This window comes from Anaerobacillus alkalilacustris, assembly GCF_001866005.1.
Taxonomy (GTDB): Bacteria; Bacillota; Bacilli; order Bacillales; family Anaerobacillaceae; genus Anaerobacillus; species Anaerobacillus alkalilacustris.
The window spans coordinates 193,204-219,186 of record NZ_MLQR01000031.1; the positions used below are offsets into that span (position 1 = coordinate 193,204).

Here is a 25,983-nt window from a genome sequence, read left to right on the forward strand (position 1 = left end):
TATGAGTGTCTTATTTAGTAGTTCACTTAATACGTTCAATAATAGTCGCATTTGCCATTCCATATCCTTCACAAATAGCTGTAAGTCCATACCGTAAGCCACTTCTTTCTAATTCATGGCATAACGTTGTCATCATTCTTGCTCCAGTAGCACCAAGAGGATGTCCTAATGCTATAGCACCACCGTTTACATTTATTTTATCCCTATTAATCCCTAATTCTTTTTCACACACTAAAGGCACAGATGCAAAAGCTTCGTTTATTTCAAATAAATCAATATCTTTCAAGGCTAACCTTGCTTTTTGTAATACCTTTTTTGTCGCAAAAATTGGACCTGTTAGCATTAACGTAGGATCTGAACCGACTACGGTTCGAGCCAAAATTCGAAACCTTCCTTTCACTCCTAACTGTAAGGCTTTTTCTTTTGACATAATTAATATTGCTGCTGCACCATCACTGATTTGACTAGCATTACCAGCTGTTATTCTCCCATTCTCTAAAAATGGGGTTTTTAAACTAGATAGTTTGGCTAAAGAAGTGTTATCCCTTGGACCTTCATCCTCAGATACACGATATTTTTCACCATAAACTTCAATGTCCAATGGCATTATTTCTTGTTTAAACTTTTCTCTAGCCCTTATTGCTTTTTTGTGACTACTCAATGCAAATTCATCTAATTGTTGACGGCTCAATTTCCATTTCTCAGCAATTCGTTCAGCTGACAAACCTTGATGTACCATTTCATATTGATCAGAAAGCCTTTTACTTTCTTTACGACCTTGAAACTGTGAAAACATCGGCACCCTTGACATACTCTCTATACCTGAAGCAATAACGACATCCATATCTCCACTAAGAATAGCTTGTGCTGCAAAATGAATAGCCTGTTCGCTAGAACCACACTGTCTATCGATCGTTACTCCAGGAACTTCTTTAGGAAATCCAGCGATAAGCGCAGCTATCCTAGCAATATTTGCTGCTTGCTCACTACACTGAGTAACACAGCCACAAATGACATCATCTACTTCTTTCTTACTAATTCCCGCCCTTTTTACAACCTCATTTAGAACAAGAGATAACATTTCATCTGGGCGTATACTACTTAATATCCCATTTCTCCGACCAATTGGTGTTCGTACCGCTTCAACGATGACTGCTTCTCTCACCATTTCAGCCCTCCTACAAGATTTTTTAACTTTCAACTTCACCCATGTAACTGTTCTTCGACTCTCTTCTTTTTTCGTTTAATCCAGTTAACATATAAAAAACCTAATATAAGAATTATTAATGCTGGTATAGTGATATAGGTTGAACTATCACTATTTTGACCAGTGAGCATTCCTAAAGAAAAAAAGAGACTAAACCAAACAAAAGCTGTAAAATTGGAAAGTAGAGCCAAGCATAAACTTAACTCATCACAAACCCATTATGATTCGCTTCGTTTTTCTTATAATTGGGACTCTTTAAATTTCTCATTTCTAAAAATAAATTAGAAGTTCCATTAATATCCATTGTAAATGGTGGATAGGCACATAGTAAATAAAATTGTCTTTTTCTAAATACGTATGCAGTCTTGATCACTACGATAAGCAATGGAATACCTTATAACTAATTACTTTTCGCCAAGGGAAAGCGGTGCATTCTGTAGAGAATAAAGCTAATATCTTTCCAACTTTAAGAATCTATACTTTCATAAAAAATATATTCTAAGGAACTTATGAGGTGATAAATCTTGAAAAACGAATCAATTTTTTCGTTAGATACTCCAGCCATGTTACTTGACCTAACTAAACTTGAACAAAACTTAAATGAAGTTAGCACCATAGCTAAAACGAACAACATTCAGTGGCGACCACACATAAAAACTCACAAAAGTATCCAAATTGCAAAAATGCAGGTAGCTAAAGGAGCTTGTGGAATAACAGTAGCAAAGCTTGAAGAGGCCGAAATAATGGCTGAAGCAGGAATTACTAATATCTTAATTGCCTATCCTCTTTCTAGCTCTCGTAAACTACAACGTCTGCAATCTTTGGCAGAAAAAACAGAAACGATTATTGCTATAGATTCAATTGAGCAAGCTATTCTTGTAAATAAAGCATTTATAGGAAGAAATCGACTAGAGGTTTGGATCAAAATAAATTCTGGGCTAAACCGTTGTGGTATTGAAGTTGAGGAAGTTGTCGAGTTAGCTACATCTATTACAAAATTACCTAACCTTACATTAACAGGTATTTTTACGCATGCAGGGCATTCTTATGCTGCAAGTTCACTAGAGGAAATTAAAGCCATTGCTATGACTGAAGCTAAAGTTGTATTACAAAGCGCAAAGGCATGTGAAGAAGTAGATATACCTATCAAACACCGTAGCATAGGTTCTACACCGACATTTAAGTTTGGTGCAAAAATAAAAGGGATAACAGAAATCCGTCCTGGAAACGCCGCCTTTTTTGATATGTGTCAGGTTGGCTTAGGTATAACCACTCCATCTCAATGTGCACTAACCGTCCTTGCATCAGTCGTTAGTTGCAAGAAGGAACGGATTATTTTTGATACAGGTAGTAAAGCTTTATCACTGGACCAAGGAGCTCATGGAAACAAGAGTGTTATTGGATATGGTTCGATCATTAATTATCCTGAAGTTACTCTTGCGCGATTATCGGAGGAACACGGTGTCGGTACTCTTTCTAGCAAAACTTCATTAAAACTTACTGATAAAGTTCAAATTATTCCAAACCATTCTTGTGCAGTAGCTAACCTTTTTGATCATTACATTGTGCATCATAACGGATTAATCGTCGATGAATGGTTAGTCGATGCGCGTGGCAAAATGAAATAGTGAAATCGTTTCAGCAAGCTGAAACATCGGAAAATCAGGTGGAGAGTCTACTCCACCTGATTGGAAAATCCCACCTACGCTACGCTTAGAGGCGGGGGGCTTTCACCCTAAAAAAAATTCAGATAAAACTTAGCAAACCTAGCCTAAAGACGCTAGCTGAGCCTTAGTTGCACTTTTACTTAGTACATCCAAGTTCACTACGCGGAAAATGATCTTTGCTAATTTAACCCCTTCCTCACGGATAAGAAAGTTAAGTCTATTAAACGGAGGTTCTCTCCCTCATCGATTTAGCGTTTTAATTATACAACTAATCACTTGCGTTGTTGGTGATTAGTTGTTTTATCTATGCCTTTTATTGACAATTATCCGTATCTTACTCACGACACTTATTTATGTTTAGAAAGCTCATAGAATACAATCATCTATTAACATATATACATTTCTCTACTTATACTACTTTTATCCATATCTTTCAAAAATTCCTTGCATAATATGTACTAACCATAATGAAAGGTGGTGATTTACATGAGTTGCTACCCACCAGCTCCTAAACCAATCACTGATTTTACGTTAATTCTAGTTCTGTTCATCTTACTAGTTATCATCGGCACTGCATTTGTTAAATGTTAACTAGGAATATCGAATAAGAGCGTTCAGATTTCACTTTGAACGCTCTTATTTTTTAATATTGACTTACTAACCCTTGAAGTACCCTATACAAATAATAATATCGCCAAAAAGTGTACAACTGTACCTGCTAAAACAAAAATGTGCCAAACCATATGATGAAAAGGGAACCAACGAAACATATAAAATAAAGCACCGACTGTATATAATAATCCACCAATAATTAACAAAACAACACCAATATCATGAAAATTCTTCACTAGCGGTTGCCACGCAAAGACAATCAACCACCCCATCAAAATATACAAAAGGGTAGATGTATATAAAAAACGTCGAACAAAAAATACTTTAAAAACAATACCTAATCCAGCAATAGACCAGAGTATAGCGAGTAATGAATAACCCAACTTGCCACCAATAACATTTACTAAGATTGGGGTATAAGAACCTGCAATAAACAAATAAATGGAGGAATGGTCAAAAATTTCAAAAAGATTTTTCACCCTACCTTCTGGGAATGCGTGAAGTAATGTGGATGATACATATAATAGTACCATCGTCACTCCGTAAACGGTAAAGCTAATTATACTTGAAACTGCCCCCTCCATAGAAGCAAACACAATCAACAACGTTAATGCAGAAATACTAAATACGACCCCAACTCCATGACTTATGGCGTTTGCAATTTCCTCACCTTTTGAATATCTATGTGTAGTTGCCATGTTTAACTCCTTTCAACCAATATTCTAAATTTATGTTTACCAAATTTTATAGGCGAATTCGTATTAATATATATATTCTATTATAACATTAAACGATTGGTGAGAAATTTTCAAAAATAATTAACCCTCTGTTTTTTTCCTTCTTTATGCATTTAATTTGATTCTCTTTGACTATATTGATATTGTAAGTTCATGTGAGAATTATAGGAGGTATGCACTTATGTTATCATTAATAGCTCATCAACTTTTTTCAATATTATTTTTAATACTTTTACCACTGCCTATTATCGCTTTTGTAAAAAGCAAAAAGAAACAACGGCTACCAGCACCAAAGCTATGGAAAATTCTTGTTATGCTCGCTAACTTAGCTTTATTTGTGTCTCTAATTACAGGATTTATTATTTTTCCAGATTACACTTCTTTACGTGTATGGATTTCAGTAATATTAGTGCTAGTAATTGGAGGTTTTCTAGGAATATTCTCTAAACGACTAAAACTATATCAATTAGAAAAAGACATAGAAGCGCAACAAAAACATTTAAAAAAGATCTCAACGGTTGGATTCGGTTACATCATTTTCACGATAGGCACGTTTTGGTTTATGTCAAATTGGTATAACTTTTAACAAGAAAAGCGCAAGCGCCTTGGTCACGAGCGAAAGGCACTGGAAGGCCTTTGACAGAAGCCGCTTTTTGGCTTCTTACATTTACGTGCTTCTGCGTCTTCTAGCATAGCTTCGTAGCAAGCTTCCTCGAAGCAGTGTTTTGTGCGACGAGTAACCGCAGGAGCAAAGCTACATGAGGCTAATCGACGAAGGATCTCAAGCAGTAATTGAAGTCCGTTGCTTGTCTGAAGTGATCGAGCCGTTGGCGCCTGGAGCTAGACAGTTTCCAAGTTAGAAATTTATAAATTCTGATTTAAAAAAAGCTCCATTCACTTATTTAGTGTGTGGAGCTTTATCATTGTTCGAAAATATTAACGTAAATGTCGTTCCTTTTCCTTTTTCACTTTCAACCTGAACTAGGCCACCCATAGACTTAACCACATTGTATACTACGACCGTACCTAGTCCTGTTCCTTTTTCTTTTGTAGAATGATATGGCAATCCCAGTTTTTCTAGCTGTTGGTGAGACATACCGATACCATTATCCTTAATACTAATAATGATTTCACACTCCAACACTTTAACACTTATAGTAATCTCACCACTTTTCCCATTTGGAATTGCTTCAATACCATTTTTAACTAAGTTCATTAAGCATTGACGAAACTTTTGTTTATCTCCTATTAAGAAACAATCAGAACTTTCTTCAAATATTAATTTAATCTTATTTGTTAAAGCAAACGGAGCCATAACTTGAATTAAATATTCTATTTCTTTATTCACATTTATTGAAATAAACATATTCTTCTCAGTTGGATTAGCAAATGTTAAATAATCAGAAATAATTTCTTGCGCTCGATCTAGCTCTTGAAGTGAAAAATCAATATACTCTTCTTTTTTGTTTTGATCCAAATCTCTTTCATACAACAATTGAATAAAACCTCTGGTTACTGTTAACGGATTTTTTACTTCATGAGAAACACTTGCTGCTAGCTCACTAACTACACGGAGTCTTTCTGATTCATTAAATTCTAGCGCTATTTTCCGATTACGAAGTATATATTCAATCATATAGATAACTAAGAAAAATGTTAGGAATAATACAATTGAATAGTTTAATAGAACACTAAAGTGGTGTTGGTCTAATTTACTAGGTATAAGAAAAATGTTAATAGAAAAAGTCATAACTATTAATAAAAGAGTGACACTTGAGGTAAAAGCTAATTTTTTCTTGAAAACATATTGTTTAAATTGAGGACTAAAGAAATAGGTGAGTACTAATAAAATAAATCCTTGGGCAACAGCTACGTAAAAACCGGTACCTCCATCTATGAAATAGCGATAGAAAATCATGAGAAGAAACACTGATAAGCCAACAGCTCTTCCACCATATAGCGCTCCTAACATAAATGGAATTAAGCGTAAATCATAGTAATGACCATAAATATCACTAAACGGAAATGACATACAAAGTACAGTTCCAACACCTGATATTACGACTAAGATAACTTTCCGGTTTGTGATATCCATTTTTGAGTTTAGGAAAAAGATAGTATAAATAAACACACATAGTAAGATAATCAATACATTTAAAAGCAGAAAGTTCATTATCATTAACCCTCACAGTCAGATCCATCCGATGTTTTTATTTAATGAATATCTTAATTCAGTAAGAAAATTCGCTTAGCATTTAATTACGTATATTTCATAAGTAAACAAGCTAGATAATTCTTTTTATTTAGTTACGATCAAACCTACACAATTATATATAATCGCTTAGTGGCAAGAATGAAGAAGCTTTTATTGTATATTTACTTAGCTTAATGAATTTCATAATTGTTTATTTCCGCTACTCTGATACTAAATGTTGTTGGATGAATACCGTTTTCAACAATATTTAGACTTATGTAGCTCCATTTAGGTAATTATGAAATTCACTTAGCTAATGTAACTTTTACTATTCGAATTAGATAATGGGATTTCCAAGAAAAAAGTAGTTCCAACACTTTCTCTACTTTTTATATCTACTTTCCATCCCATTGATTTAATAATACTATAGGCAACCATTATTCCAAGACCAGTTCCTGTTTCCTTTGTTGAATAGAACGGTAAACCGAGTAACGAAATTTCTTCCTTCGACATCCCTTCACCAAAGTCTTGAATTGAAAGAATTAACGTTTGGTGCTTTAGTTTTGTATTGACAATCACTTTTCCACCCTCGTTCATTGCCTCAATTGCATTTTTTACAATGTTTACAATACATTGTTGAAACTTTTGGGGATCACCAATGACATAAACTTCCATTATATTTTCTACAGAAAGTTCTACTCCTCGCATAAGCGCATACGGCATTAGCACCTGAACAACTTTGTCAATTTCCTCAGAAACCTCTATGCTTGTTAGTGCGTTCCCATTAGAAGGTTTGGCATATGTTAAATAACCTGTAATAATGGCCTTAGCTCGATCTAGTTCACATAAAGAATAATCTAAATACTCTTTTCTCTTGTCGTAGGTAATTTCATTATCCTTTAACAATTGTAGAAAGCCTTTCGTCACAGTAAGTGGATTGCGTACTTCATGTGAAACACTAGCAGCAAGTTCACTTATAACTCTTAGTTTTTCTATTTCATTTATTTCTTCTTGCATTTTTTGATTTTGTCTAATGTATTCAATAATATGAATGATCAATGAATAAGTTAAAAGCAGAGTAACAGAATGGAAGATTAATATTGATAAGAAATAATAATCTAACGTATGCGGCATGAAAAAGAAATGATTTAAGACATTTACTGTCCAACTCACTAACAAGAATGCTAATCCTATTAGATGTTTTTTTCGTATGCTATAACTTTTAAAATTAGGGCTTACAATATGTGTGAAAATCATTACTAAAAGACCTTGAAAAATTGTTAAATAAAACCCGGTACCGCTACCAATAAGTATGTATTGTGACAGGATAAAAGCAACTAAAAGGACCCCTCCCACATTTCTCCCACCATAAATAGCCCCGATAATAAAAGGGATTACTCTTAAATCATAAAGATAGTCATTGATATTTTCAGCAGGAAATATCATACAGAGCACAATACTAACAATTGCCACGAAGCCGATGAGAGGTTTTTGATATTTATCGTGAACCTGTTTATTAAAAACAAAGATATAATATATGAATACTCCTATTAAAATGGTAAGAACATTTAATAGTAAATTAACCAACCAATCACCACCTATATAAAACTTAGTAAATAAGGAAAACATAAGAAAATAAGCATTATTTTTTTGATTATATCTTTATACAAAACGCCTTCCTAGCCCACTTTTTACCTTCATAAAATCAGGTGAAGTAACCTCGTTCAGGTAGGTGTTAAATTTACATAGCTTTCCTACTACAATTATTAATTATCCCTTTGAAAAAAGCAAACCTTCAATACTATAAAGGTTTGCTTTTTATAATTATTCACCTAAATCAACATTATGGTACACTCGTTGAACATCATCTAAATCTTCTAACGTATCAATAATTTTTTCGAATTTTATTTTCGCATCCTCAGTAAGGGATATTTCATTTTGCGGAAGCATTGTTTGTTCAGCAACTGTGAACTCAGTAATCCCAACACTCTTGAATGCTTCTTGTACGGCATGAAACTGATCTGGTTCTGCATAAATAATTACTGCTTCTTCTTCTTGTAAGATATCACGCACTTCTACGTCCTCTTCCAACAGTAATTCAAGAACCTCTTCTTCAGTTTTACCTTCGACCCCAATTACTGCTATTGCGTCAAACATATAAGCAACAGATCCATTTACCCCTAAATTCCCACCATTTTTATTAAATGCAGCACGTACTTCAGCTGCAGTACGATTTACGTTATTCGTTAGGGCATCAACAATAACCATTGATCCGTTTGGACCGAAACCTTCATAACGAAGTTCATCATAAGACTCTTCAGTACCGCCTTTGGCTTTTTCAATAGCACGGTCAATAATGGCTTTCGGTACATTATACGTTTTTGCCCGTTCAATAACGAATTTTAGTGCTTGGTTTGATTCTGGATCTGGTTCACCCCGCTTAGCCGTTACATAAATTTCCAACCCGAATTTTGAATAGACACGACTATTATTAGCATCTTTAGATGCTTTTTTTTCTTTAATATTGTTCCACTTACGGCCCATATTGTTCTCACTCTCTTTCAACTTTTTTACTCTAATAATTGCTAAATTCCTTTTCATTATAGAAAAAATTTCAAGACCATTATGATGCGTGTATTTTGATAGTAAAGATAAACTTATTTCAGATTTTATTATACAGGAAATACAACATTTGTTAAGAGGAGCAGTAAAATTATGTAGTGAACACAGTCTCATAATGAATATTGGATGACAAGAAAAGCGCAAGCATCTTGGTCACGAGCAGCTGCTCCTGTGCCACTCCGTTTGCTCGTCGCAAAGCCGTCTTTGGCTTCCGCGTGCTTCTGCGTCTTCTAGCCTAGCTTCGTAGCAAACTTCCTCGAAGCAGTGTTTTGTGCGACAATTAATCGCAGGAGCAAAGTAGCATGGAGCATCTTCAAGAAGAAATCCAAGAAGGCATTGAAGTCAGAAACTTAACTGAAGTGACCGAGCTCGTAGGCTGCTTGCGCTAGACAGGTTCTAAGTTAGAAATTTATAAATTCTGATTATGTAAAAATAGAGAAAAAGACTTTTTTGAACAAAGTCTTTTCCTCTAAGAATACCTTATGTTACCCTATTAAAAAATTAATATTGATAAAGCTGAACTTCAGTCATTGGGGTTTTACTCCCCCTTAAGAATGGGATAAATCCCTAAATTCACTACGAATAATCTAAAGATTAACCTACTTTCGTATCTTTTATAGATTTTATTTCATCAGCTGTTAACGTTTCCAATAGGTCTATTAGAATAATTAATTTTTCTTCAACTTTTGCAATACCATTTATATATTTTTCATTAATTACACCAAGTAACTCTGGACGACTTTGAATGTCCGATTGCATTAACGTTAAAACTTGAGAAGCATCATCTACAATAAAACCAACTCGATTATCCTCTAAACTACTAATAATAATTTTGCTAGTTTCCTTTATTTGAGTATCTATCAAATGAAATTTTTTCTTTAGATTAATAACCGGAATAACATTTCCTCTTAAATTAATCACACCTTCAATAAAAGTTGGTGAATTAGGAACCATTGTCATCGTTGGACATTCAGATATTTCTTTTACGTTCATAATATCAATTCCATATTCACCTTCTTCTAGCTTAAAAACTACATATTGATTATGTAACAACTTTCTCCACTCCTTAGAAATTTAATCTACCCAAAAGTCAACCAGGTAGGTGTAACCGAGAATAACCCATTATTATTAACCCACTCAATCGTAGTTTACTTAGACTTGTGGTGTGTATTTAAAGATTTTTATAATACTATGATCTTCCTAAATACTAATAAAAGTATATTTTACAGAAAAACAAAGTTCAATATTTATTTTATTTCCTAGGATTATGAGTTTCAACCACTATTTAATCAATGACCTTTTCTTTAGTCCAGTTGTTTCTGTTACTAGAGACGCTTCAAGAATGGCAGATGAATCTATAGATAAGACCACGTCCTTTAACTTGGGATACATTAATCTATCAGTGATACAATAAATAAGCTGAATTTCATCACCAGTATACCCACCTGCTCCTTTAAGGTAAGTGATTGAAATACCTAATTCATCAATTAACTTTTTCCCTACTTCTTCTGGCTGGCTCGAAATAATCATTACTGCTTTACCTTGATTGATTCCGTCTAAAATAAAATCAATAACCTTTGCAACAATGAAAAATACTGCTATTGAGAACATCGCTTTTTCTAAAGAAAAAACAATAGCTGCCATCGAGAGGATAAAAGCGTTTATGGCTAATAAAAACTTACTTACAGAAATTCCGTATTTTTTATTCATCCAAATAGCTATCATTTCAGAGCCATCTATCGCACCACCAGCTGTCACAACCAAACCAATACCTAGTCCTAGTAATAACCCACCGTATAATACAATTAATACTTCAGATGAGGTAATGGCCAGAAAAGGTGCAAAATATATTAATGCTCCTGAAGTTAAGACATTAGCATAAAGTGTACGAAAAACAAATTTTCTCCCCATATACTTACCAGCGATAATCAAAGACGGAATATTTAATAAAATAAAAACAGACCATATTGGGATATTCCATAATGCATTACTCATAATAGCAATAGCAGTTACACCACCATCTACCATTCCATTCGGGGCTAAGATTAACTCAAGACCTACAGCAACAATGATTGAACCTACTGTTAATAACAAGTAATCAAAAAACCTTTTCATCGAAACACCTACCTTTTCTCCTATAAATTCACATCAATTTGAGAGCGTATATTTTCTCCTTTTTCAATGCCAATATATTTCATTGTTTCCCCTTTTGAAGAATGGTGAAATAACTTTTGTAAAATTGAAACTGCTACACCACCACAATACGCATGATAGCCAAAGGTTTTCCGTAAAGTATGTGTACCAATTTTTGAATTTATCCCAACTTCTTTAGCTACAGAATTAATAATTCGATATGCTTGTTGTCGAGTAATTGGAGCGGTACCTTTTTTGGATTTAAACACATAATCATCATCAGACAAGAAAGGAACCGTTTTCAGATATTCATACACAGCAGTTTTTACTTGTTCATTTAAATAAACTAGGCTTGTCTCCTTGTCACAGTCACTAAGATAGTCTTTAACACGATCATTTCTTTCGACGATTTCATATTTTTTAAGATTTAACAAATCACTTACTTTTAATCCAGTGTTTATACCTAAAGTAAATAAAAGATAATCTCTTTTCGATCTTTTGAATAAAACTTCTTTTATTTCTTTTATTTTTTTGCGGTCTTTAATGGCCTCAACAAATTCCATATTTGTTAGTCACCTTTCCTCTAATGTTACATAATATTATTATACCATAGTTATAAGTAACGTAAATTCTGAATATACATTATAATAGGAATTATTAGGATAATAAACGACCATTACTCCTTACTCTAAAACAAAATTTCAGAATTTTTAAATTAAATATGATAAACTTAAGAAAGTGGTGGGATTATGGCAATTATTGTGATTTGTAAAAAATGTCATGGTACCGGTAAAGTTACGAAAGTTTTTTTGAAACTTTTAAAAGTAAAAGTGAATTGTCCTCGTTGTAACGGAAAAGGAAAGAGAAATATTTCTTCCTCAAAACCTAATCTCCCTTTTTAATAAAATTTTATCATGAAACATGAGAGGAGACGATTATGCAAGATGTTAAAGATACGATTAAAGAAGTTGTATATGCAATACTTCCTATTACGCTAGTAGTTGTCATACTTCAATTTACAATCATCTGGTTACCGATAGAAATGTTTCTACAATTTTTGGTTGGTGTCGTTTTTGTCAGCATTGGTCTAATCCTCTTTCTTCTAGGTGTTCACATCGGTCTCCTCCCCGTAGGGAAAATGGTTGGATCAGCCCTGCCAAAAACAAAGAAATTGTGGATGATTTTATTTTTCGGTTTCCTTCTTGGTTTTGTTGTTACCGTTGCTGAACCCGATGTAAGAGTCTTAGCAACACAAATTGATCTTGTTTCTAATGGAGAAATTTCAAGTAATATTCTTATTTATTCAGTTGCATTAGGCGTAGGTATATTTGTTGCTTTAGCAATGCTTCGAATTATTTTCAATATTAAAATTACGCACATTTTAATATTAGGCTATGGAGTAGCCTTTTTATTGGCTGCTTTTACTCCTGATAATTTTATTCCTATTTCTTTCGATGCCGGCGGTGTTACGACCGGGCCAATGACGGTCCCTTTCATTTTAGCATTAGGTGTTGGATTAGCTTCTGTATTGAAAGGTAAAGCATCTGCAAGTGATAGTTTTGGTCTTGTAGCACTAGCGTCCATTGGACCAATCTTAGCGGTTTTAATCTTAGGAGTGATTTTCGGATGAATATTCAAATATTTAAAGGATTTAGTCATGTTTTGCTAGAAGTTACCTATGCATTATTACCGTTAGTAATCTTGTTTCTTCTTTTTCAACTTTTCTTTTTAAAATTAAATCGAAGAAAATTAATTAACATTGGTAAAGGAATTTTGTTATCTTTTTTAGGTTTAGCTTTCTTTTTACAAGGGGTCCATGTAGGTTTTTTTCCAGTAGGGGAAATGATTGGTGAAAAATTAGGAAGTTTGTCTTTTAATTGGATACTAGTACCAATTGGGTTCATATTTGGTTTTGTAGCAACCTTCGCAGAACCTGCCGTCAAAATTTTAAACCACGAGGTTGAAAAAGTTTCAGGTGGATCTATTTCTCAAAAAGTAATGTTATACACATTGTCAATTGGCGTAGCATTTTCAATTGCTTTATCGATGTTGCGTATTCTGCTTGGAATCCCATTGTGGTATTTTATTATCCCTGGTTACCTTATTGCGCTAATCCTAATGTATTTTTCATCAAAACGCTTTACAGCTATCGCTTTTGATTCAGGAGGAGTAGCAACTGGACCTATGACTGTCACGTTTATTTTAGCAATTGGTGTTGGTGTCGCATCTGAGATTGATGGACGCAACCCTCTTCTTGATGGATTTGGTATGATTGCATTAGTTGCATTATCCCCCATTATCTCTGTTCTCACATTAGGTCTATTATATGAAGGAAAGGGGCGACAACATACTAATGATCACCATAAACAAGGCGCATAAACTTATCATAACAATTGTAAAAAAAGGATGTGCAAAAAAAGTCGTAAAAGCCTCAAAACTTGCCGGTGCTGAAGGTGGTACTGTATTAATTGGATCTGGAACAGGAGTTCACGAAAACAAATCTTTCCTCGGAATTACAATTGCTCCAGAAAAAGAAATTATCCTAACTCTTGTTAATAGTCAGATATGCAATAAAGTACTAAGCGCCATTAACGAAGAAGCAAAACTTTGTCATCCAGGGACAGGGCTTGCATTAATGTTATGTCCGAAACAAATAATGGGAATTAATCATCTAATAGGTTTAAATGATGTCAATGAACATATGGAGGGGAAATCTCAAGTGGAATCTCAAGCAATTCTTTACGATCTTATTGTTACGATTGTGAATAAAGGCGATGCTGATCTCGTTGTAGATGCTTCAAAAAATGCAGGTGCAGAAGGTGGAACGATTATTTCAGGTCGGGGTACAGGCATTCACGAGCAAGCAAAACTATTTAATATACTTATTGAGCCCGAAAAAGATATTGTTCTAACGTTAATTGATCGCACAAAAACCGAACAAGTTTTAGAACAGATCGACGTAGAAGTTGGTATTAATCAACCTGGAAAAGGAATTTCATTCGTTCTTCAGGTTGAAAAAACAATAGGTATTAATCATGTCTTAAATAAAATGGTAAGTAAGAAATTTAGCGATCATGTATAACTTCATTATTAATTGACAGAGAACGGATATAACCTTACTAGTAACGGCTTCAGTTAAAGGATCAAAATTAAAAATGACAATGATAAAATGGCGTTGAAACTGACAACAGTTTTTAACGCCATTTTTTGTTATAATTTCAACTTGTTTAGAGGAAATGTCATTAAAGTTAGCTAGAGATTTACCTTGACAGGAATTGACAATTATAAGTTAAAATAGTAATTGATATAGTATTTAACTAACGAACAGAATACTTCAATAAAAAAGGAGAGAAAATAAAAGTTTTAAAGGGGAATTTGGATTATCTATCTTACTACTAATCATTTTAGTAGTAAGGTTCTCTAAATGACAAACTACTTTTGTTACAAATATACACAGAGGAAAAATAAATTTAATTACGAATGAAAATAAGCTAGTGTATATTATATAATCAAACGTAGTATTTATAAGAGGTGATTAAAATGGATAATGAACAGCTGCTCAAAATCATCTTAGAACGATTTGATAAAGTAGATCTTCAGTTTAAAGAAGTGTTATCAAGGCTTGATCAAATAGAAAAAAGTTAACAGGGCGATGTTAAAGGTACTCTTCGTTTAATATTTAAAAAGGTTGACGATATTATATATTACATTGATTTTTTAAGTGAGAAAACAGGAAAACATGACACAAAAATTAATAGCCTCGAAAAGAGAATTCAGTCCTACTATAAGGACTGATTTTTTCAGCTGAGAAAATCTCTTTATAATTTGTGAAGGCTATACTAAAATAACGGTGGTTTTGTGTAATAAACGAAGTTGTTTACTATATATTAAACTTTTAAACTTTAACGGACAAGAGAGCCGTTATTTGTGAACAAAGGGGTATTTTAAAAGGGTAAACGGACATGAGGTACGCTATTTACTTAAATTAGCACCTAATTTAGTAAATTTCCATGAAATAACGTACCTCATGTCCGATAGCTCGAAAAAATGGTTCATATCGGTAAAATAAGGTCACCTGTGTCCGTTAAAAACGAGTAAACGTTCTATAAACGTCAAAAGGATGGCAAATGCCATCCTTTTTCTTACTATATATTAATTAAAATAACTTGTCATTATGGGTGTCAAAACAAGTTTTGAATCTCTCAACTGAACCCGTTAACTTTACTAGGTATCTCCTTTTTTCATATGGTTAAAGAAACATTCTAAAAAACTTATAAATTTTCTATGAACAGTCTGACAACGTCAGCTCCGCCAATGACAGTTCCTAATGTACTCCCTAAATTTGTTAGCACAACAATTAATAAAATACGCGTTACTTTATTCCCCCAAAAGCCTTTCACTGTGTATACATCTTCTGAAAGAGTTTCAAAATCACCTACACTCGGCCTACGAAAATACGCTTGTACTATTCCTGAAAACCACCCAGCAGCCATTAATGGATTTAATGAACTCAATGGTGCAATAACAAATGCAGTTAAAATAGCAAGTGGATGTCCAAATGCGATCGCAGCTCCAATTGCTGAGAAAGTTCCATTCCATAATATCCAACTTACTGTTTGTTGAAAACCAGCTGTAGGGTTTGCCCAAAATGTATATCCAATTATGCCAATAATCAGCAATGGAATTGCCCAGGCAATGAATTTAGGTGCTTTGGATTTAGGTGGAAGTTTAGAAATCGCCTCTAAATCCTGGTTTTTATTCATTTCATTTTTTATTCCAGGTACATGTGCAGCTCCTAATACAGCAACAACTTTATTACCTGGAGCATCTTTAATTTTTTTAGCCAAAAATTGATCGCGCTCATCAATTAATGGCACTTTTAATTTAGGAAACGTTTTTGTGAAATCATCCAGCATAGAGTTTAGCATATCTTCTGATTTTAATTTTTCGAGCTCTTCTTCCGAAATACTTTCATTACTGAAAATACTTGAGATCAATTGCATGAGAAGCTTCGCTTTTCCCCATAGTCCAATTTGATGCCAAATTCGCGAAAAGGTTATCTGTATATTTCGATCAGCTAATACTAACTTTGCCCCAACTTCTTTAGCCGATTCAATTCCTTGAATCATTTCTTGTCCAGGCTTAATTCCAAATTGCTTTGCCACTCGTTTTTGAAACGAAGAGATAACTAGATTCATTAAAAGCAATGTTGCTTTTTTTTCTTTAATCACCCTAAAGATATCCATATCCTTCCACTTACTACCCTCTGTGATGGATTGATACCTTTGTTCATCTAACTCAACACAAACTACATCTGGTTTTTCAGTTTCGATCACTTGCTTCACTTGTTGGGCACTTTGTTTTGATACATGGGCAGTTCCTATAAGTATAAATTCCTTACCATTTAAGTGTATTCTAGTAATATTTTCTTCAGTCATATCATGTCTCCCTAAAAGGTTGCACTAAAAACAACCTTTATCCTATACTTAAGAATAATTGATTATAGCATGATACAATTATGAATTAGAAAAAGATAAATATCAATAATTGCTTAAAAGAATATTTTCCAAAATCGATAAATTTCATATACTGCTTCAACTCGACTAACAAACTAATCTATTCATAGCATTTTGAACTAGATTAGTTTCTGTGTGAAATATAAATTTACTAGTTGCTAACTCATCTTATTTATAAATAATGCAATAAGGCAGTTGCAATTGAAAAATAAGTCAATAAACCAATAATATCATTAATCGTTGTAATGAACGGCCCCGATGCCACTGCTGGGTCAATTTTAAATTTATGAACGATTAGTGGAATAACCGTCCCTGAAACGGTTGAAAATAGGATGGTTACAAATAGGGATGTTCCAATTATAAGACCTAATATGACATTTCCTTGTGGTATTAGTAGAGCAATAATTGAAACTAAGATCCCACAAATAATGCCCATCATCAATCCTGTAAAACTCTCTCTTTTTAATAGACGAAAAACTTTTGTTCGATCAAATTTATCGAGTGCTAATCCACGAACAACGACCGCCAAAGACTGTGTACCGGTATTTCCCGCCATATCAGCAATAAGAGGAATAAACACAGCTAACATAGCTACTTCTGCAATTGTAGCCTCAAAACTACTAATTAATCCAGCAGTAAACATGCCAATAAATAATAAAAGTATTAGCCAAGGTAATCGTTTTTTGGTAGCTTCCATAGAGCTTACTTCAAGATCAAGCGCTCCTTTCACTGCAGAAATTTCTCCAATTTCTTCGGATGTCTCTTCCTCTATTACATCTAAAATATCATCTACAGTAACAATCCCAAGCATCTTTCCGTTAGAAGTTACAACAGGGACAGCAAGAAAGTCATAATCTTTAATAACTTTTGATACCTCCTGCTGATCTGCTAGTGGTGAAACTGAGATTATTTGTTCTTTCATAATTTTCTCGGCCTTTTCATTAAGCGAAGCTGTTATGAGCTCACGTAATGAAACAACCCCAGTTAATTTCCCTGTATCGTTTGTAACGTATAAATAATAAATCGTTTCTGCATCTGTTCCTTCCATCCGTAAACGTTCCAATATTTCCGAAACCGTTTGTGAAGGTAATACCGTAACGAATTCAGTTGTCATTAATGAACCTGCTGTATTTTCCTTATAAGACAATAAATGCTTAATATTATCTGCTTCTGTTTTATCCATTTTCTCTAATAAGTACTGAGAAATATGTTCAGGAATCTCACTAAAAAAGTCAGTAATCTCATCAGCTGGAAGCTCATTTAACATCTCAAGTGCATATGAATCATCAAGTTCACTAAAAACCATTTTTTGTTCATAATGTTGTAATCCACTAAAAATATCTGCAAACTCCCTTGCTGTAACATACTTATACACACGCTTTCGTTTCTCATTGCTCATTAATTTAAAAATTTCATTTTGATCTGTTGGGTGTAATTCTAAAAATTCCTCACGAAACTTTTCCTCATCTTCGTTTTTTAAATATAAAAAGAGATAATACGTAAATTCTTCCCTATTTTTCACAGTGATTTTTTTCATGAATTAGAGCCTCCTCTCATCCTCTTATAAATGCTCGACTTCAACGGTAAGAACATAATCAATTTTTTTAATTAAATAATATATTTCTGTTGTATATTGTTTTTCTGGAGCAGAAAGGGTTAAATCGATTTGTTGATTTCCATTTTCGATATCTTTTATTTTTATATGTCTTATTTTAAGATCGCTCTTTTCCGTTTCGTTTAATCCATCACTTTTTTTCTCAATCGCTCTAATTAATTCTGTCATACGATAATTCGGCTCCATAACAACACGTACCGACACATCTCTTTGCCGTAATGCAGTTGGTCCTATTGATTTAACTACACTCGGTAAAAGGTTTACGGCTATGATTAAAAGAAAAACGGCAATCATCGCCGGAAAATAAAATCCTGCACCAATAGCAATTCCTAAACCTGAAGCAGCCCATATCATCGCAGCACTCGTTAAACCAGAAATCACATCATTTTGTCTGCGTAAAATTACACCCGCTCCTAAAAAACCTACACCACTCACGATTTGAGCAGCTAATCGCATAGGATCCATGGCATTAAACGTAGGAGATGCGAAGTTATAAAAAGACTCAATTGACACAATCGTGACTAAGCAACTTGCAACACAAATAACCATACTTGTTTTTAAGCCAAGTGGTTTATGTTTTAACTGACGATCGATACCAATTAACAATCCAAAAATAAGTGCAATACATAACTTCAATAATATTTCTTCTTTAAAAACCATGTTTTTTCACCCTCTTTAAACTTTAATAATATTTGTTAGCATACCCTAAATAAGGAAAAAGGCACCTTCAACAAAAAGAAGGCGCCAAAAATTTTGAAAACACATATCTTCCATGTTGAGTTTTAGCACTGTGTGGCATAGGAAAATTCCAGCTACATTAAAAACTACCTTATTCGATAGTTCCTGTTGACCCATTGGCGTCTCTCGACATTTCTGGGCAGTAGCGTATCTCCAACACAGGAGCCTCACCTAACGAAGCAATTAATCTATTGAGGTAAATAATCTAAAAGGGCTGTTGCAATTGAGAAGTATATAATTAAGCCCATAATATCATTTATCGTTGTAATAAAAGGACCCGAGGCAACCGCTGGATCAATATTAAGCTTTCTAATAATTAAAGGTACAGTCGCCCCAACCATCGTTGAAAAGCTTAGCGTAAAGAATAATGATACCCCTACAATTCCTGCTAAAATAAGTCCACCTTCAGGATAAACGAAAGGAACAACTATTAATAATGTAATCGCGCAAAATAACCCAAGTAATAAACCAGTTCCAAATTCACGTTTCAACATTTTTCCTATAGAGGAACTATCCACTGAACCTAAAGCTAAACCACGTACCACAACAGCTAAAGCTTGTGTACCCGTATTTCCAGCTGAATCCATAATTAATGGAATAAAAACAGCTAGAATGATTACTGCTTCAAGAGTTTCTTCGAATTCACCTATAACTCCAGCAGTAATAAGACCTAAAAACATTAACATAATAATCCAAGGTGCACGCTTTTTCGCTGCTGAAAACGAAGAGATATTTGCATCGATTGAACCACGCGTCGCTGAAATTTCTCCAAAATCTTCTTCTGTTTCTTCTTCAACAACGTCCATGATATCGTCAATAGTAATGATCCCAACAAGTTTCCCTTGAGCAGTAACAGGGATGGCTAAAAAGTCGTACTTTCTCATAACTCTAGCCACTTCTTCTTGGTCAGTATGTGTCTCCACTGATCTAACTCTAGTGAGCATTATTTCTTCAATTTTCTGTTCCAAAGGAGCTATAATTAAATCTCTTAAAGAAACTACGCCCACCAATTTTAATTGTTCATCAACAACATAAAGATAGTAAATCGTTTCCGCCTCTGGAGCCTCTAGTCGTAAGCGTCCCATAACATTAACAACCGTATCTGTTGACGAAACAGATATATACTCCGTTGTCATAATTGCTCCGGCTGTTTGGTCGTCATACTTTAATAGTTGGATAACCTCTTCAGCTTCTTCTTTTTTCATTTTACTTAGATAAAGTTCTTTTGTAGCTTCTGAAAGTTCCCCTAAGAAATCAGCGATATCATCATATGGCATATTATTGATAACATCTATAGCATAATTTTGTTGTAATTCGGAAATATAAAGTTTTTGTTTATCAACTTCTAAACCTTGGAATATTTCTGCAAATTCCTCAGGTTTAACAAATTTATAAATAACACTTCTTTGCTTTTTTGTAACCGAATTTAATAAATCAATTTGATCAGTTGGATGTAATTCAAAAAATAACTCTCTAAAATCGGTCATATTCGTATCAACAAGTGTTTGAATAATTTGTTTCGTGTAATTCTCACGATTTTGTTGGTCTAATCTTACCATGTTGGTTTCCCTCCTAGTAGGAATTCACCATACTTTGCATCTGGGATGTAGTAATGAAATTCCTCCTTATCTTTTTTGTAGTGTGTGTTACTCTAACATTAATTATGTTTAAGATACTGTTTATCCTACTACTACTCGAGTCACTATCCATTACCCCACCTCCTTTTAAATCAAACATAAAAAAACACCATCACAAATGAAGGTGTTTTTTGCATGACAAAATAATATGTATTACCCAGGGCAACACAAAAAATCTTGATTTCCTCCATTCGTAGAGCTTTAGCACTGTGTGGCATAGGATAATCATCCAGCTACATTAAAAACCACCTTAATTCGATGGTTTCTGTTGACCCATTGGCGTCTTTCGACGTTTTTGGGCAGCAGCATTTCTCCAACACAGGAGCCTCACCTAACGAGGTATTTAATTCTAAACTGAGGATAACGAAATAAATTATGTTTGTCAATAAAATTAACAATAATTATTTCATTTTTTTGTGAATATTTACTAAACTTTAGGAGGTATTGAGAAGGTTTTACATGTAGGTAAACTTGTACTAGTTGGAATAATTCTCATACTATATCTACTTGAACGCCATTTCTAATATAAAGCTGAACTTCAATCAGTGGTTTTTTCCTTCATCCCACCTTTTGATTTTCTTAAGTTTTGAGGCGGGAGTCTTACTTCCCCTTAAAAGTGGGATAAAGCGATTTATGGAGGATTAGGATTTATTGTACCGAAAAAAGAAAACACTATTTCTAAGCGGTGCATAAAAAGCGACTTTTTTTTACACATTAAGTAATCCTTCGGTAAATTTATTATTATACCCAAGGATTTTATACTTAATCTTTGAAAGTGAAAAATTCATATGTTAGACACATCAGAAAAAATGTCTGCTCTTTACAGAATTAATAACGAAAATAAGGAAAAATTAATTCAGGGAGGTGATACATTATGGCGAACAAGAAACTTAATCGCAATAAACAAAATAATAATGTTAACGATAATAACGATAACAATCTCGACCTTAACATTGATGATGTAAATACTGAGTTCTCTAATGAAAACGATGCTCAGGATTTAACAAATTGTAAAAATAACAACAATTGTTAAGAGTGGTCTAATCAAAAGCCTCTCACTTTTAATATTAAAAAAATAAAGCACATTCGAAGTTGAATGTGCTTTTTTTCCTCGCCATAAATTAACTACGTTTATGAGTACGCATTTATGGATTTGTTGACCAAAGTCCCGCCGATTTAATAAAGATTCGAGGGTGTAATTTTAATTGGGCAACCATATACTCAGCTAAATCTTCCGGTTGCATAACTTTTTCTGGATTACCGTCCGTTAGATTTTCTTTAAATGCTAATTCTGTGGCAACTGTGCTTGGCGTTAGTGCAGAAACACGAATTTTATGCTTGCGAACTTCTAATGCCAACGATTCAGTAAGACCTAGCAAACCAAATTTCGAAGCACTATATGCACTAGTGACAGGTGCACCTTTTTGCCCAGCAGTTGATGAAATATTAATGATGTCACCACCATTTTTCTCAATTAATTGTGGGAGAACTGTACGAGTTACATAATAGACTCCCAATAAATTAACATCTATCATATTTTTCCATTCTTCTGGAGATAACTCCAAAAACGGACCAAATTTCCCTATTCCAGCATTGTTAATTAAAATATCCGCAGACCCAAGTTTTTCCGTAAGTTGTTCGATAGCTCTCTCTACTTGTTCTAAAGAGGATACATCAGCCTTTGCGAACTTAACTTCTCCACCAAATGTTTCAATTTCATTTGTAACTTCAATAAGATCAGTTTCTGTTCTTGCTAATAATCCTACTTTAACACCTTCCTTAGCTAAGGCAATGGCCGTAGCTCTCCCTATTCCTTTTCCGGCCCCAGTAATAAATGCTACTTTTCCATTTAACGATTGCACTAATTTTCAAACCCCTTTCAACTATGTAAAATACTTCCACATTCTATATTTTTTTCAAAACCGTGTCAAAAAAATTGTAACAAGAAAAGCGCAAGGCGCCCGCTTATCGGCGACAAACACTGGAAGACCTGCTCGTAGCGGTCGGTTTTTGACCGAAAGAGAAGGTCTGAAGTGATCGAGCCGATGGCGCCTGGAGCTGGACAGTTTCCAAGTTAGAAATTTATAAATTCTGATTATAAAAAAAATAACATACATTTTAAGTTTATGTTACTTGAATTCTCTATTGAAAAAGCACATACGTTGGGTTGGAATCGAATTATGGGTTTTCCTTTCTTATTTTAGGGAATTATGTAAGTAAGTTAATCCAGGAGGTGATTTCTTTGCATCAATTAAAGGATAGTCTTTTGTTGGATAGTTATATAAAAGCTAAGGAACTAAATCTGGATGCAGAATTCATTGCTATTTTAAGAAAAGAGATATTGAGGAGGGGTTTAACCTTATTAGAAAATAAACAAAATAAACGTTCAACATCATAATACATCCTTTTTATGTAAACTGCACAAAATATGTATATCCTATTTCTATACACACATACTATTACCAACTTTATTAAGGAGGTAATTGTAATGACACAGAGAAACAACAGTTCAAATCAACTTTTAGTACCTGGAGTTCAGCAAGCCCTCGATCAAATGAAGTATGAAATTGCACAAGAATTTGGAGTTCAACTTGGACCTGATACAACCTCTCGTTCCAACGGCTCAGTTGGTGGAGAAATTACGAAACGCCTTGTACAAATGGCTCAACAACAATTACATTAAGTATAACTTAAATAAAGAGTTTAGGTTTTCCTTCCTCCTAATTCTCTTAGGTCCTAATGACCTTTTAACAAGAAAAAGTTTTTTAAAAGCTGAACTACAATCAGTGGGGGGGCTTTCATTCCACACTGATTGTTCGTTTAACTTATACCACCAGCCATAAGTATAACAAATCATCAGCTTTCGCTGACGAAAGTTATACTTTATCGGACCTTTTGGAACAGTTAATTCCCCACCTAAACTTTTCGATTTTCTTAAGTTTTGAAGGGGGGGCTTACTGCTTTTAAGAGTGGGATAAAGGAAAAGAGGCTGTCTTGATTTAAACAGACAGCCTCTTTCATTACGTATTCTTACCCTAACTATATTTCGATCACCTCTAAATTAAGGCATCAACTTCCCACGTGAAGCTACATATAGAGAATACCATTCATCTCTTGTCATAAGCTGTGATTGTCTTGTAGCATCTTCGCAATTTTTTATCCTAGTTTCATTAGCTGAACCAATTACTGGCTGAATAAGAGCTGGATGTCTCATTAGCCAACCGAGAACTATCGCTTCCATTGTCGTTTCCTTATTTTCGGCCATTTCTTTGACTAATTGTTTCGTCTGTAAATAAGATTCCGTTGCATTCTCTACCTCTTTTCCTGAGTAGATACCTTTTGCTAACGGCCCCCAAGCTTGGATTTGAATATTTTCCAATCGACAATGTTCGATAATTCCATCAGAAAAGTTATACTGAGTTCCTGAACTTTGATTTACTAAAACTCCTTGCTCTAACCAGTCTAGCTTATGTAAATTCATTTCTAGTTGATTTACGACAATCGGCGAAGAACAATAAGATTGTAATAACTTCATTTGGGCAACATTCATATTAGAAACCCCAAAATTTCGAACCTTGCCTGACTTCTCTAAAATCTCGAAAGTATCAGCTACTTCATCGGGTTCAATTAATGGATCTGGACGATGTAGTAATAATATGTCTAAGTATTCAACACCAAGTCTCGCCAGTATTTCATCAACAGAGTTTATGATATGCTCAGTTGAAAAATCATAACGGTTTGGAAGTTCACCTTCTGGAAAGCGAATCCCACATTTCGATTGAAGAACGATTTGTTCTCTTAATTGTGGTCTACGTTTTAATACCTCCCCAAAAACCTGCTCCGCTTTACCAAATGTGTAGATATCAGCATGATCAAACATGGTTATCCCAATTGAAAGAGCCGCATCAATTGCTTTTTCTGCATGGATAATATCTTCCTCAGTTATACCATTTTGATTCCAACCGCCACCTAAACCCATACACCCAAACACGAGACGACTGTTTGAAATCTTTCTTTTTTGTAACGGCATTACCTTCATACTTATCCCACCTTAATATAGAATGTTATTTTACCTTTACAAAAATAGTATAACTCTAAATATGGGATCAACTCTAGGCAAATAGGAAACTTTTTCTATTTGATTGAATTTCATAATTCCAGAAATCCAACAACATCAAACTATTAAATATCTTAGGTGCATAAAATCTTATTATAAAGCTGAACTTCAATCAGTGGGGGGTTCCTTCATTAACTAATCATCAGCTCTCACTGATGAAAGATATTCTATTTCGGACCTTTATCGCCCACCTCAATTTTCTTAAGTTTTGAATTTGGACTACTGCCTATTATGAGTGGGATGAAATAAATTATTTTAGTGTCAAAAACTATAGCAATTAAAATAAAAGGGTGCACATTTCTTGTTAAAGTAGAGTGGAGAAGATAAGATAGCATTAAATAAATATACTCTTGTTAATGTAATAAGTTCATTTTAAAGTCTCCCCCTCATCAATTAGTAACTATTTTTCAACGACAGCTAGTTGAAAGCGTAACCACACCACTAAATATAGTACCTTGAAATTATGTATGATGAAATCCATTCATGTACTGAAAAATTACCAAAGGAGAGTTGTTAAATAATGGTAGATAAAAAATTCATTATTAGAGAGGCTAAAAAGGAAGATGCAAGCCAACTAATTGAGTTAATAAAGACAATTGCTAACGAATCAAAATTCCTTACATTTGCTGAGGGAGAGTTTAACACAACTGTTGAGGAAGAAGAAGACATAATTGAAATGAGTCTTCAAGATCATACAAGTTTATTTTTAGTTGCTGAAATCAGTGGAAAAATTGTTGGTAATTTATACTTTTCTTCAGGCACTAGATCAAAAACAATCCATTTCGGAAAATTTGGAGTAAGTGTGAAAAAAGCATACTGGAGATTAGGAATCGCTAAAAAAATGATGTTCTTTTTGATAGATTGGGCAAAAACAAATAAGATTACTAGAAAAATCAACTTGGAAGTTCATGAGGAGAATATCAATGCCATTCATTTATACGAAAAATTAGGTTTTGTTGTCGAAGGAAAAATTTCGAGATATTTTTGCGAAAAGCATACGTTTCACAGTGCAATAATCATGGGATTGGAGATAGATTAATAGGCGCTATCTTTCAAAGAAGTTAGAAGTCCCGAGCTAGTCGGTGCTGAAGATGACAGTTTTCCAACTTTTAAAATTTTATAACCCTTTCATTTCATAACATACTCAAAAATATGCTATTTATCTACTCTTCTTGTCCAATCAAATTC

24 protein-coding genes and 2 riboswitches are annotated in these 25,983 nt (G+C 33.8%); of the genes, 10 read left to right on the top strand and 14 right to left on the bottom strand.

What is annotated here, in order from left to right; translation table 11 throughout:
- Positions 1-22 precede the first annotated feature (22 nt).
- Complete coding sequence (locus BKP37_RS13775; protein ID WP_071310280.1) at positions 23-1,165, bottom strand: thiolase family protein; 1,143 nt, start codon at positions 1,163-1,165, stop codon at positions 23-25.
- 566 nt (positions 1,166-1,731) lie between these two features.
- Here BKP37_RS13775 and BKP37_RS13780 point away from each other — a divergent pair.
- Both BKP37_RS13780 and BKP37_RS19355 read left to right on the top strand, forming a co-directional pair.
- Complete coding sequence (locus BKP37_RS13780) at positions 1,732-2,835, top strand: alanine racemase (protein ID WP_245712528.1); 1,104 nt, start codon at positions 1,732-1,734, stop codon at positions 2,833-2,835.
- Between the two features lie 525 nt (positions 2,836-3,360).
- Positions 3,361-3,465 (top strand): YjcZ family sporulation protein, encoded by a 105-nt coding sequence (locus BKP37_RS19355; RefSeq protein WP_084034709.1) that lies wholly within the window; start codon positions 3,361-3,363, stop codon positions 3,463-3,465.
- Between the two features lie 83 nt (positions 3,466-3,548).
- Here BKP37_RS19355 and trhA read toward each other — a convergent pair whose 3' ends face one another.
- The gene (gene trhA, locus BKP37_RS13785; RefSeq protein ID WP_071310181.1) at positions 3,549-4,184 is read right to left on the bottom strand and encodes a PAQR family membrane homeostasis protein TrhA; all 636 of its coding nucleotides are present in this window, start codon (positions 4,182-4,184) and stop codon (positions 3,549-3,551) included.
- A gap of 220 nt (positions 4,185-4,404) precedes the next feature.
- On the opposite strand from trhA, the gene BKP37_RS13790 reads away from it, so the two are divergent.
- A complete protein-coding gene (locus tag BKP37_RS13790; protein WP_071310182.1) occupies positions 4,405-4,809 on the top strand; it encodes a hypothetical protein in 405 nt (134 codons plus the stop codon).
- Positions 4,810-5,121: 312 nt separating this feature from the next.
- Here BKP37_RS13790 and BKP37_RS13795 read toward each other — a convergent pair whose 3' ends face one another.
- The 6 genes from BKP37_RS13795 to BKP37_RS13820 all read right to left on the bottom strand — a co-directional run bounded on the left by BKP37_RS13795 (position 5,122) and on the right by BKP37_RS13820 (position 11,735).
- Entirely contained in the window at positions 5,122-6,396 is a 1,275-nt protein-coding gene (locus tag BKP37_RS13795; RefSeq protein WP_071310183.1) for a sensor histidine kinase, read from the bottom strand.
- A gap of 330 nt (positions 6,397-6,726) precedes the next feature.
- Positions 6,727-8,004, bottom strand: coding sequence for an ATP-binding protein (locus BKP37_RS13800; RefSeq protein ID WP_071310184.1), 1,278 nt, complete (start codon positions 8,002-8,004; stop codon positions 6,727-6,729).
- Positions 8,005-8,241: 237 nt separating this feature from the next.
- Entirely contained in the window at positions 8,242-8,961 is a 720-nt protein-coding gene (locus BKP37_RS13805) for a YebC/PmpR family DNA-binding transcriptional regulator (RefSeq protein ID WP_071310185.1), read from the bottom strand.
- 672 nt (positions 8,962-9,633) lie between these two features.
- Positions 9,634-10,092 carry a chemotaxis protein CheW gene (locus BKP37_RS13810; protein ID WP_084034712.1) on the bottom strand — a complete coding sequence of 153 codons (459 nt, stop codon included), beginning with the start codon at positions 10,090-10,092 and terminating at the stop codon, positions 9,634-9,636.
- 228 nt (positions 10,093-10,320) lie between these two features.
- On the bottom strand, positions 10,321-11,154 hold the full coding sequence (locus BKP37_RS13815) for a YitT family protein (protein ID WP_071310186.1): 834 nt from the start codon (positions 11,152-11,154) through the stop codon (positions 10,321-10,323).
- Positions 11,155-11,174: 20 nt separating this feature from the next.
- The gene (locus BKP37_RS13820) at positions 11,175-11,735 is read right to left on the bottom strand and encodes a tyrosine-type recombinase/integrase (protein WP_071310187.1); all 561 of its coding nucleotides are present in this window, start codon (positions 11,733-11,735) and stop codon (positions 11,175-11,177) included.
- Between the two features lie 374 nt (positions 11,736-12,109).
- Here BKP37_RS13820 and BKP37_RS13825 point away from each other — a divergent pair, with 374 nt between their 5' ends.
- From BKP37_RS13825 to BKP37_RS13835, 3 genes are read left to right on the top strand one after another with little or no spacing between them, the layout of a single operon-like run.
- Positions 12,110-12,802, top strand: coding sequence for a DUF1538 domain-containing protein (locus BKP37_RS13825; RefSeq protein WP_071310188.1), 693 nt, complete (start codon positions 12,110-12,112; stop codon positions 12,800-12,802).
- Positions 12,799-13,551, top strand: a complete 753-nt coding sequence (locus BKP37_RS13830; RefSeq protein WP_071310189.1) for a DUF1538 domain-containing protein — start codon at positions 12,799-12,801, stop codon at positions 13,549-13,551. Before BKP37_RS13825 ends, BKP37_RS13830 begins: the two co-directional genes overlap by 4 nt.
- Entirely contained in the window at positions 13,526-14,254 is a 729-nt protein-coding gene (locus tag BKP37_RS13835; RefSeq protein WP_071310190.1) for a P-II family nitrogen regulator, read from the top strand. Before BKP37_RS13830 ends, BKP37_RS13835 begins: the two co-directional genes overlap by 26 nt.
- 1,189 nt (positions 14,255-15,443) lie before the next feature.
- Here BKP37_RS13835 and BKP37_RS13840 read toward each other — a convergent pair.
- From BKP37_RS13840 to mgtE (BKP37_RS13855), 4 genes are all read right to left on the bottom strand, one after another.
- Positions 15,444-16,610: a TraB/GumN family protein gene (locus BKP37_RS13840; protein ID WP_071310191.1), complete on the bottom strand. Its 1,167-nt coding sequence runs from the start codon at positions 16,608-16,610 to the stop codon at positions 15,444-15,446.
- Positions 16,611-16,860: 250 nt separating this feature from the next.
- Complete coding sequence (gene mgtE / locus BKP37_RS13845; protein ID WP_071310192.1) at positions 16,861-18,225, bottom strand: magnesium transporter; 1,365 nt, start codon at positions 18,223-18,225, stop codon at positions 16,861-16,863.
- A gap of 24 nt (positions 18,226-18,249) precedes the next feature.
- Positions 18,250-18,963, bottom strand: a complete 714-nt coding sequence (locus BKP37_RS13850; protein WP_071310193.1) for an MgtC/SapB family protein — start codon at positions 18,961-18,963, stop codon at positions 18,250-18,252.
- A 101-nt stretch (positions 18,964-19,064) separates the two neighbouring features.
- A riboswitch (M-box (ykoK) riboswitch) is annotated at positions 19,065-19,227 on the bottom strand.
- Positions 19,228-19,229: 2 nt separating this feature from the next.
- The gene (mgtE, locus tag BKP37_RS13855; RefSeq protein WP_071310194.1) at positions 19,230-20,600 is read right to left on the bottom strand and encodes a magnesium transporter; all 1,371 of its coding nucleotides are present in this window, start codon (positions 20,598-20,600) and stop codon (positions 19,230-19,232) included.
- A gap of 256 nt (positions 20,601-20,856) precedes the next feature.
- Positions 20,857-21,024, bottom strand: a riboswitch (M-box (ykoK) riboswitch).
- A gap of 528 nt (positions 21,025-21,552) precedes the next feature.
- Between mgtE (BKP37_RS13855) and BKP37_RS20180 the strand changes: the two genes are divergently transcribed.
- Complete coding sequence (locus tag BKP37_RS20180) at positions 21,553-21,711, top strand: hypothetical protein (protein WP_169823148.1); 159 nt, start codon at positions 21,553-21,555, stop codon at positions 21,709-21,711.
- 112 nt (positions 21,712-21,823) lie between these two features.
- Here BKP37_RS20180 and BKP37_RS13860 read toward each other — a convergent pair whose 3' ends face one another.
- The gene (locus BKP37_RS13860) at positions 21,824-22,540 is read right to left on the bottom strand and encodes a 3-ketoacyl-ACP reductase (protein ID WP_071310195.1); all 717 of its coding nucleotides are present in this window, start codon (positions 22,538-22,540) and stop codon (positions 21,824-21,826) included.
- A 380-nt stretch (positions 22,541-22,920) separates the two neighbouring features.
- Between BKP37_RS13860 and sda the strand changes: the two genes are divergently transcribed.
- Complete coding sequence (gene sda, locus BKP37_RS19360; protein WP_139193134.1) at positions 22,921-23,076, top strand: sporulation histidine kinase inhibitor Sda; 156 nt, start codon at positions 22,921-22,923, stop codon at positions 23,074-23,076.
- Positions 23,077-23,166: 90 nt separating this feature from the next.
- The gene (locus BKP37_RS13865) at positions 23,167-23,361 is read left to right on the top strand and encodes an alpha/beta-type small acid-soluble spore protein (RefSeq protein ID WP_071310196.1); all 195 of its coding nucleotides are present in this window, start codon (positions 23,167-23,169) and stop codon (positions 23,359-23,361) included.
- 378 nt (positions 23,362-23,739) lie between these two features.
- Here BKP37_RS13865 and BKP37_RS13870 read toward each other — a convergent pair whose 3' ends face one another.
- Positions 23,740-24,717 carry an aldo/keto reductase gene (locus BKP37_RS13870; protein ID WP_071310197.1) on the bottom strand — a complete coding sequence of 326 codons (978 nt, stop codon included), beginning with the start codon at positions 24,715-24,717 and terminating at the stop codon, positions 23,740-23,742.
- A gap of 598 nt (positions 24,718-25,315) precedes the next feature.
- On the opposite strand from BKP37_RS13870, the gene BKP37_RS13875 reads away from it, so the two are divergent.
- Positions 25,316-25,834 carry a GNAT family N-acetyltransferase gene (locus tag BKP37_RS13875; protein ID WP_071310198.1) on the top strand — a complete coding sequence of 173 codons (519 nt, stop codon included), beginning with the start codon at positions 25,316-25,318 and terminating at the stop codon, positions 25,832-25,834.
- Positions 25,835-25,983: the final 149 nt, after the last annotated feature.

Bases quoted from the DNA above. Each gene is read 5' to 3' on its own strand.
- BKP37_RS19355 (WP_084034709.1), top strand. From the start codon at position 3,361: ATGAGTTGCTACCCACCAGCTCCTAAACCAATCACTGATTTTACGTTA.
- trhA (WP_071310181.1), bottom strand. From the start codon at position 4,184: ATGGCAACTACACATAGATATTCAAAAGGTGAGGAAATTGCAAACGCC.
- BKP37_RS13790 (WP_071310182.1), top strand. From the start codon at position 4,405: ATGTTATCATTAATAGCTCATCAACTTTTTTCAATATTATTTTTAATA.
- BKP37_RS13795 (WP_071310183.1), bottom strand. From the start codon at position 6,396: ATGAACTTTCTGCTTTTAAATGTATTGATTATCTTACTATGTGTGTTT.
- BKP37_RS13805 (WP_071310185.1), bottom strand. From the start codon at position 8,961: ATGGGCCGTAAGTGGAACAATATTAAAGAAAAAAAAGCATCTAAAGAT.
- BKP37_RS13815 (WP_071310186.1), bottom strand. From the start codon at position 11,154: ATGAAAAGGTTTTTTGATTACTTGTTATTAACAGTAGGTTCAATCATT.
- BKP37_RS13820 (WP_071310187.1), bottom strand. From the start codon at position 11,735: ATGGAATTTGTTGAGGCCATTAAAGACCGCAAAAAAATAAAAGAAATA.
- BKP37_RS13825 (WP_071310188.1), top strand. From the start codon at position 12,110: ATGCAAGATGTTAAAGATACGATTAAAGAAGTTGTATATGCAATACTT.
- BKP37_RS13830 (WP_071310189.1), top strand. From the start codon at position 12,799: ATGAATATTCAAATATTTAAAGGATTTAGTCATGTTTTGCTAGAAGTT.
- BKP37_RS13835 (WP_071310190.1), top strand. From the start codon at position 13,526: ATGATCACCATAAACAAGGCGCATAAACTTATCATAACAATTGTAAAA.
- BKP37_RS13840 (WP_071310191.1), bottom strand. From the start codon at position 16,610: ATGACTGAAGAAAATATTACTAGAATACACTTAAATGGTAAGGAATTT.
- mgtE (WP_071310192.1), bottom strand. From the start codon at position 18,225: ATGAAAAAAATCACTGTGAAAAATAGGGAAGAATTTACGTATTATCTC.
- BKP37_RS13850 (WP_071310193.1), bottom strand. From the start codon at position 18,963: ATGGTTTTTAAAGAAGAAATATTATTGAAGTTATGTATTGCACTTATT.
- mgtE (WP_071310194.1), bottom strand. From the start codon at position 20,600: ATGGTAAGATTAGACCAACAAAATCGTGAGAATTACACGAAACAAATT.
- BKP37_RS20180 (WP_169823148.1), top strand. From the start codon at position 21,553: ATGGCGAACAAGAAACTTAATCGCAATAAACAAAATAATAATGTTAAC.
- BKP37_RS13865 (WP_071310196.1), top strand. From the start codon at position 23,167: ATGACACAGAGAAACAACAGTTCAAATCAACTTTTAGTACCTGGAGTT.
- BKP37_RS13870 (WP_071310197.1), bottom strand. From the start codon at position 24,717: ATGAAGGTAATGCCGTTACAAAAAAGAAAGATTTCAAACAGTCGTCTC.
- BKP37_RS13875 (WP_071310198.1), top strand. From the start codon at position 25,316: ATGGTAGATAAAAAATTCATTATTAGAGAGGCTAAAAAGGAAGATGCA.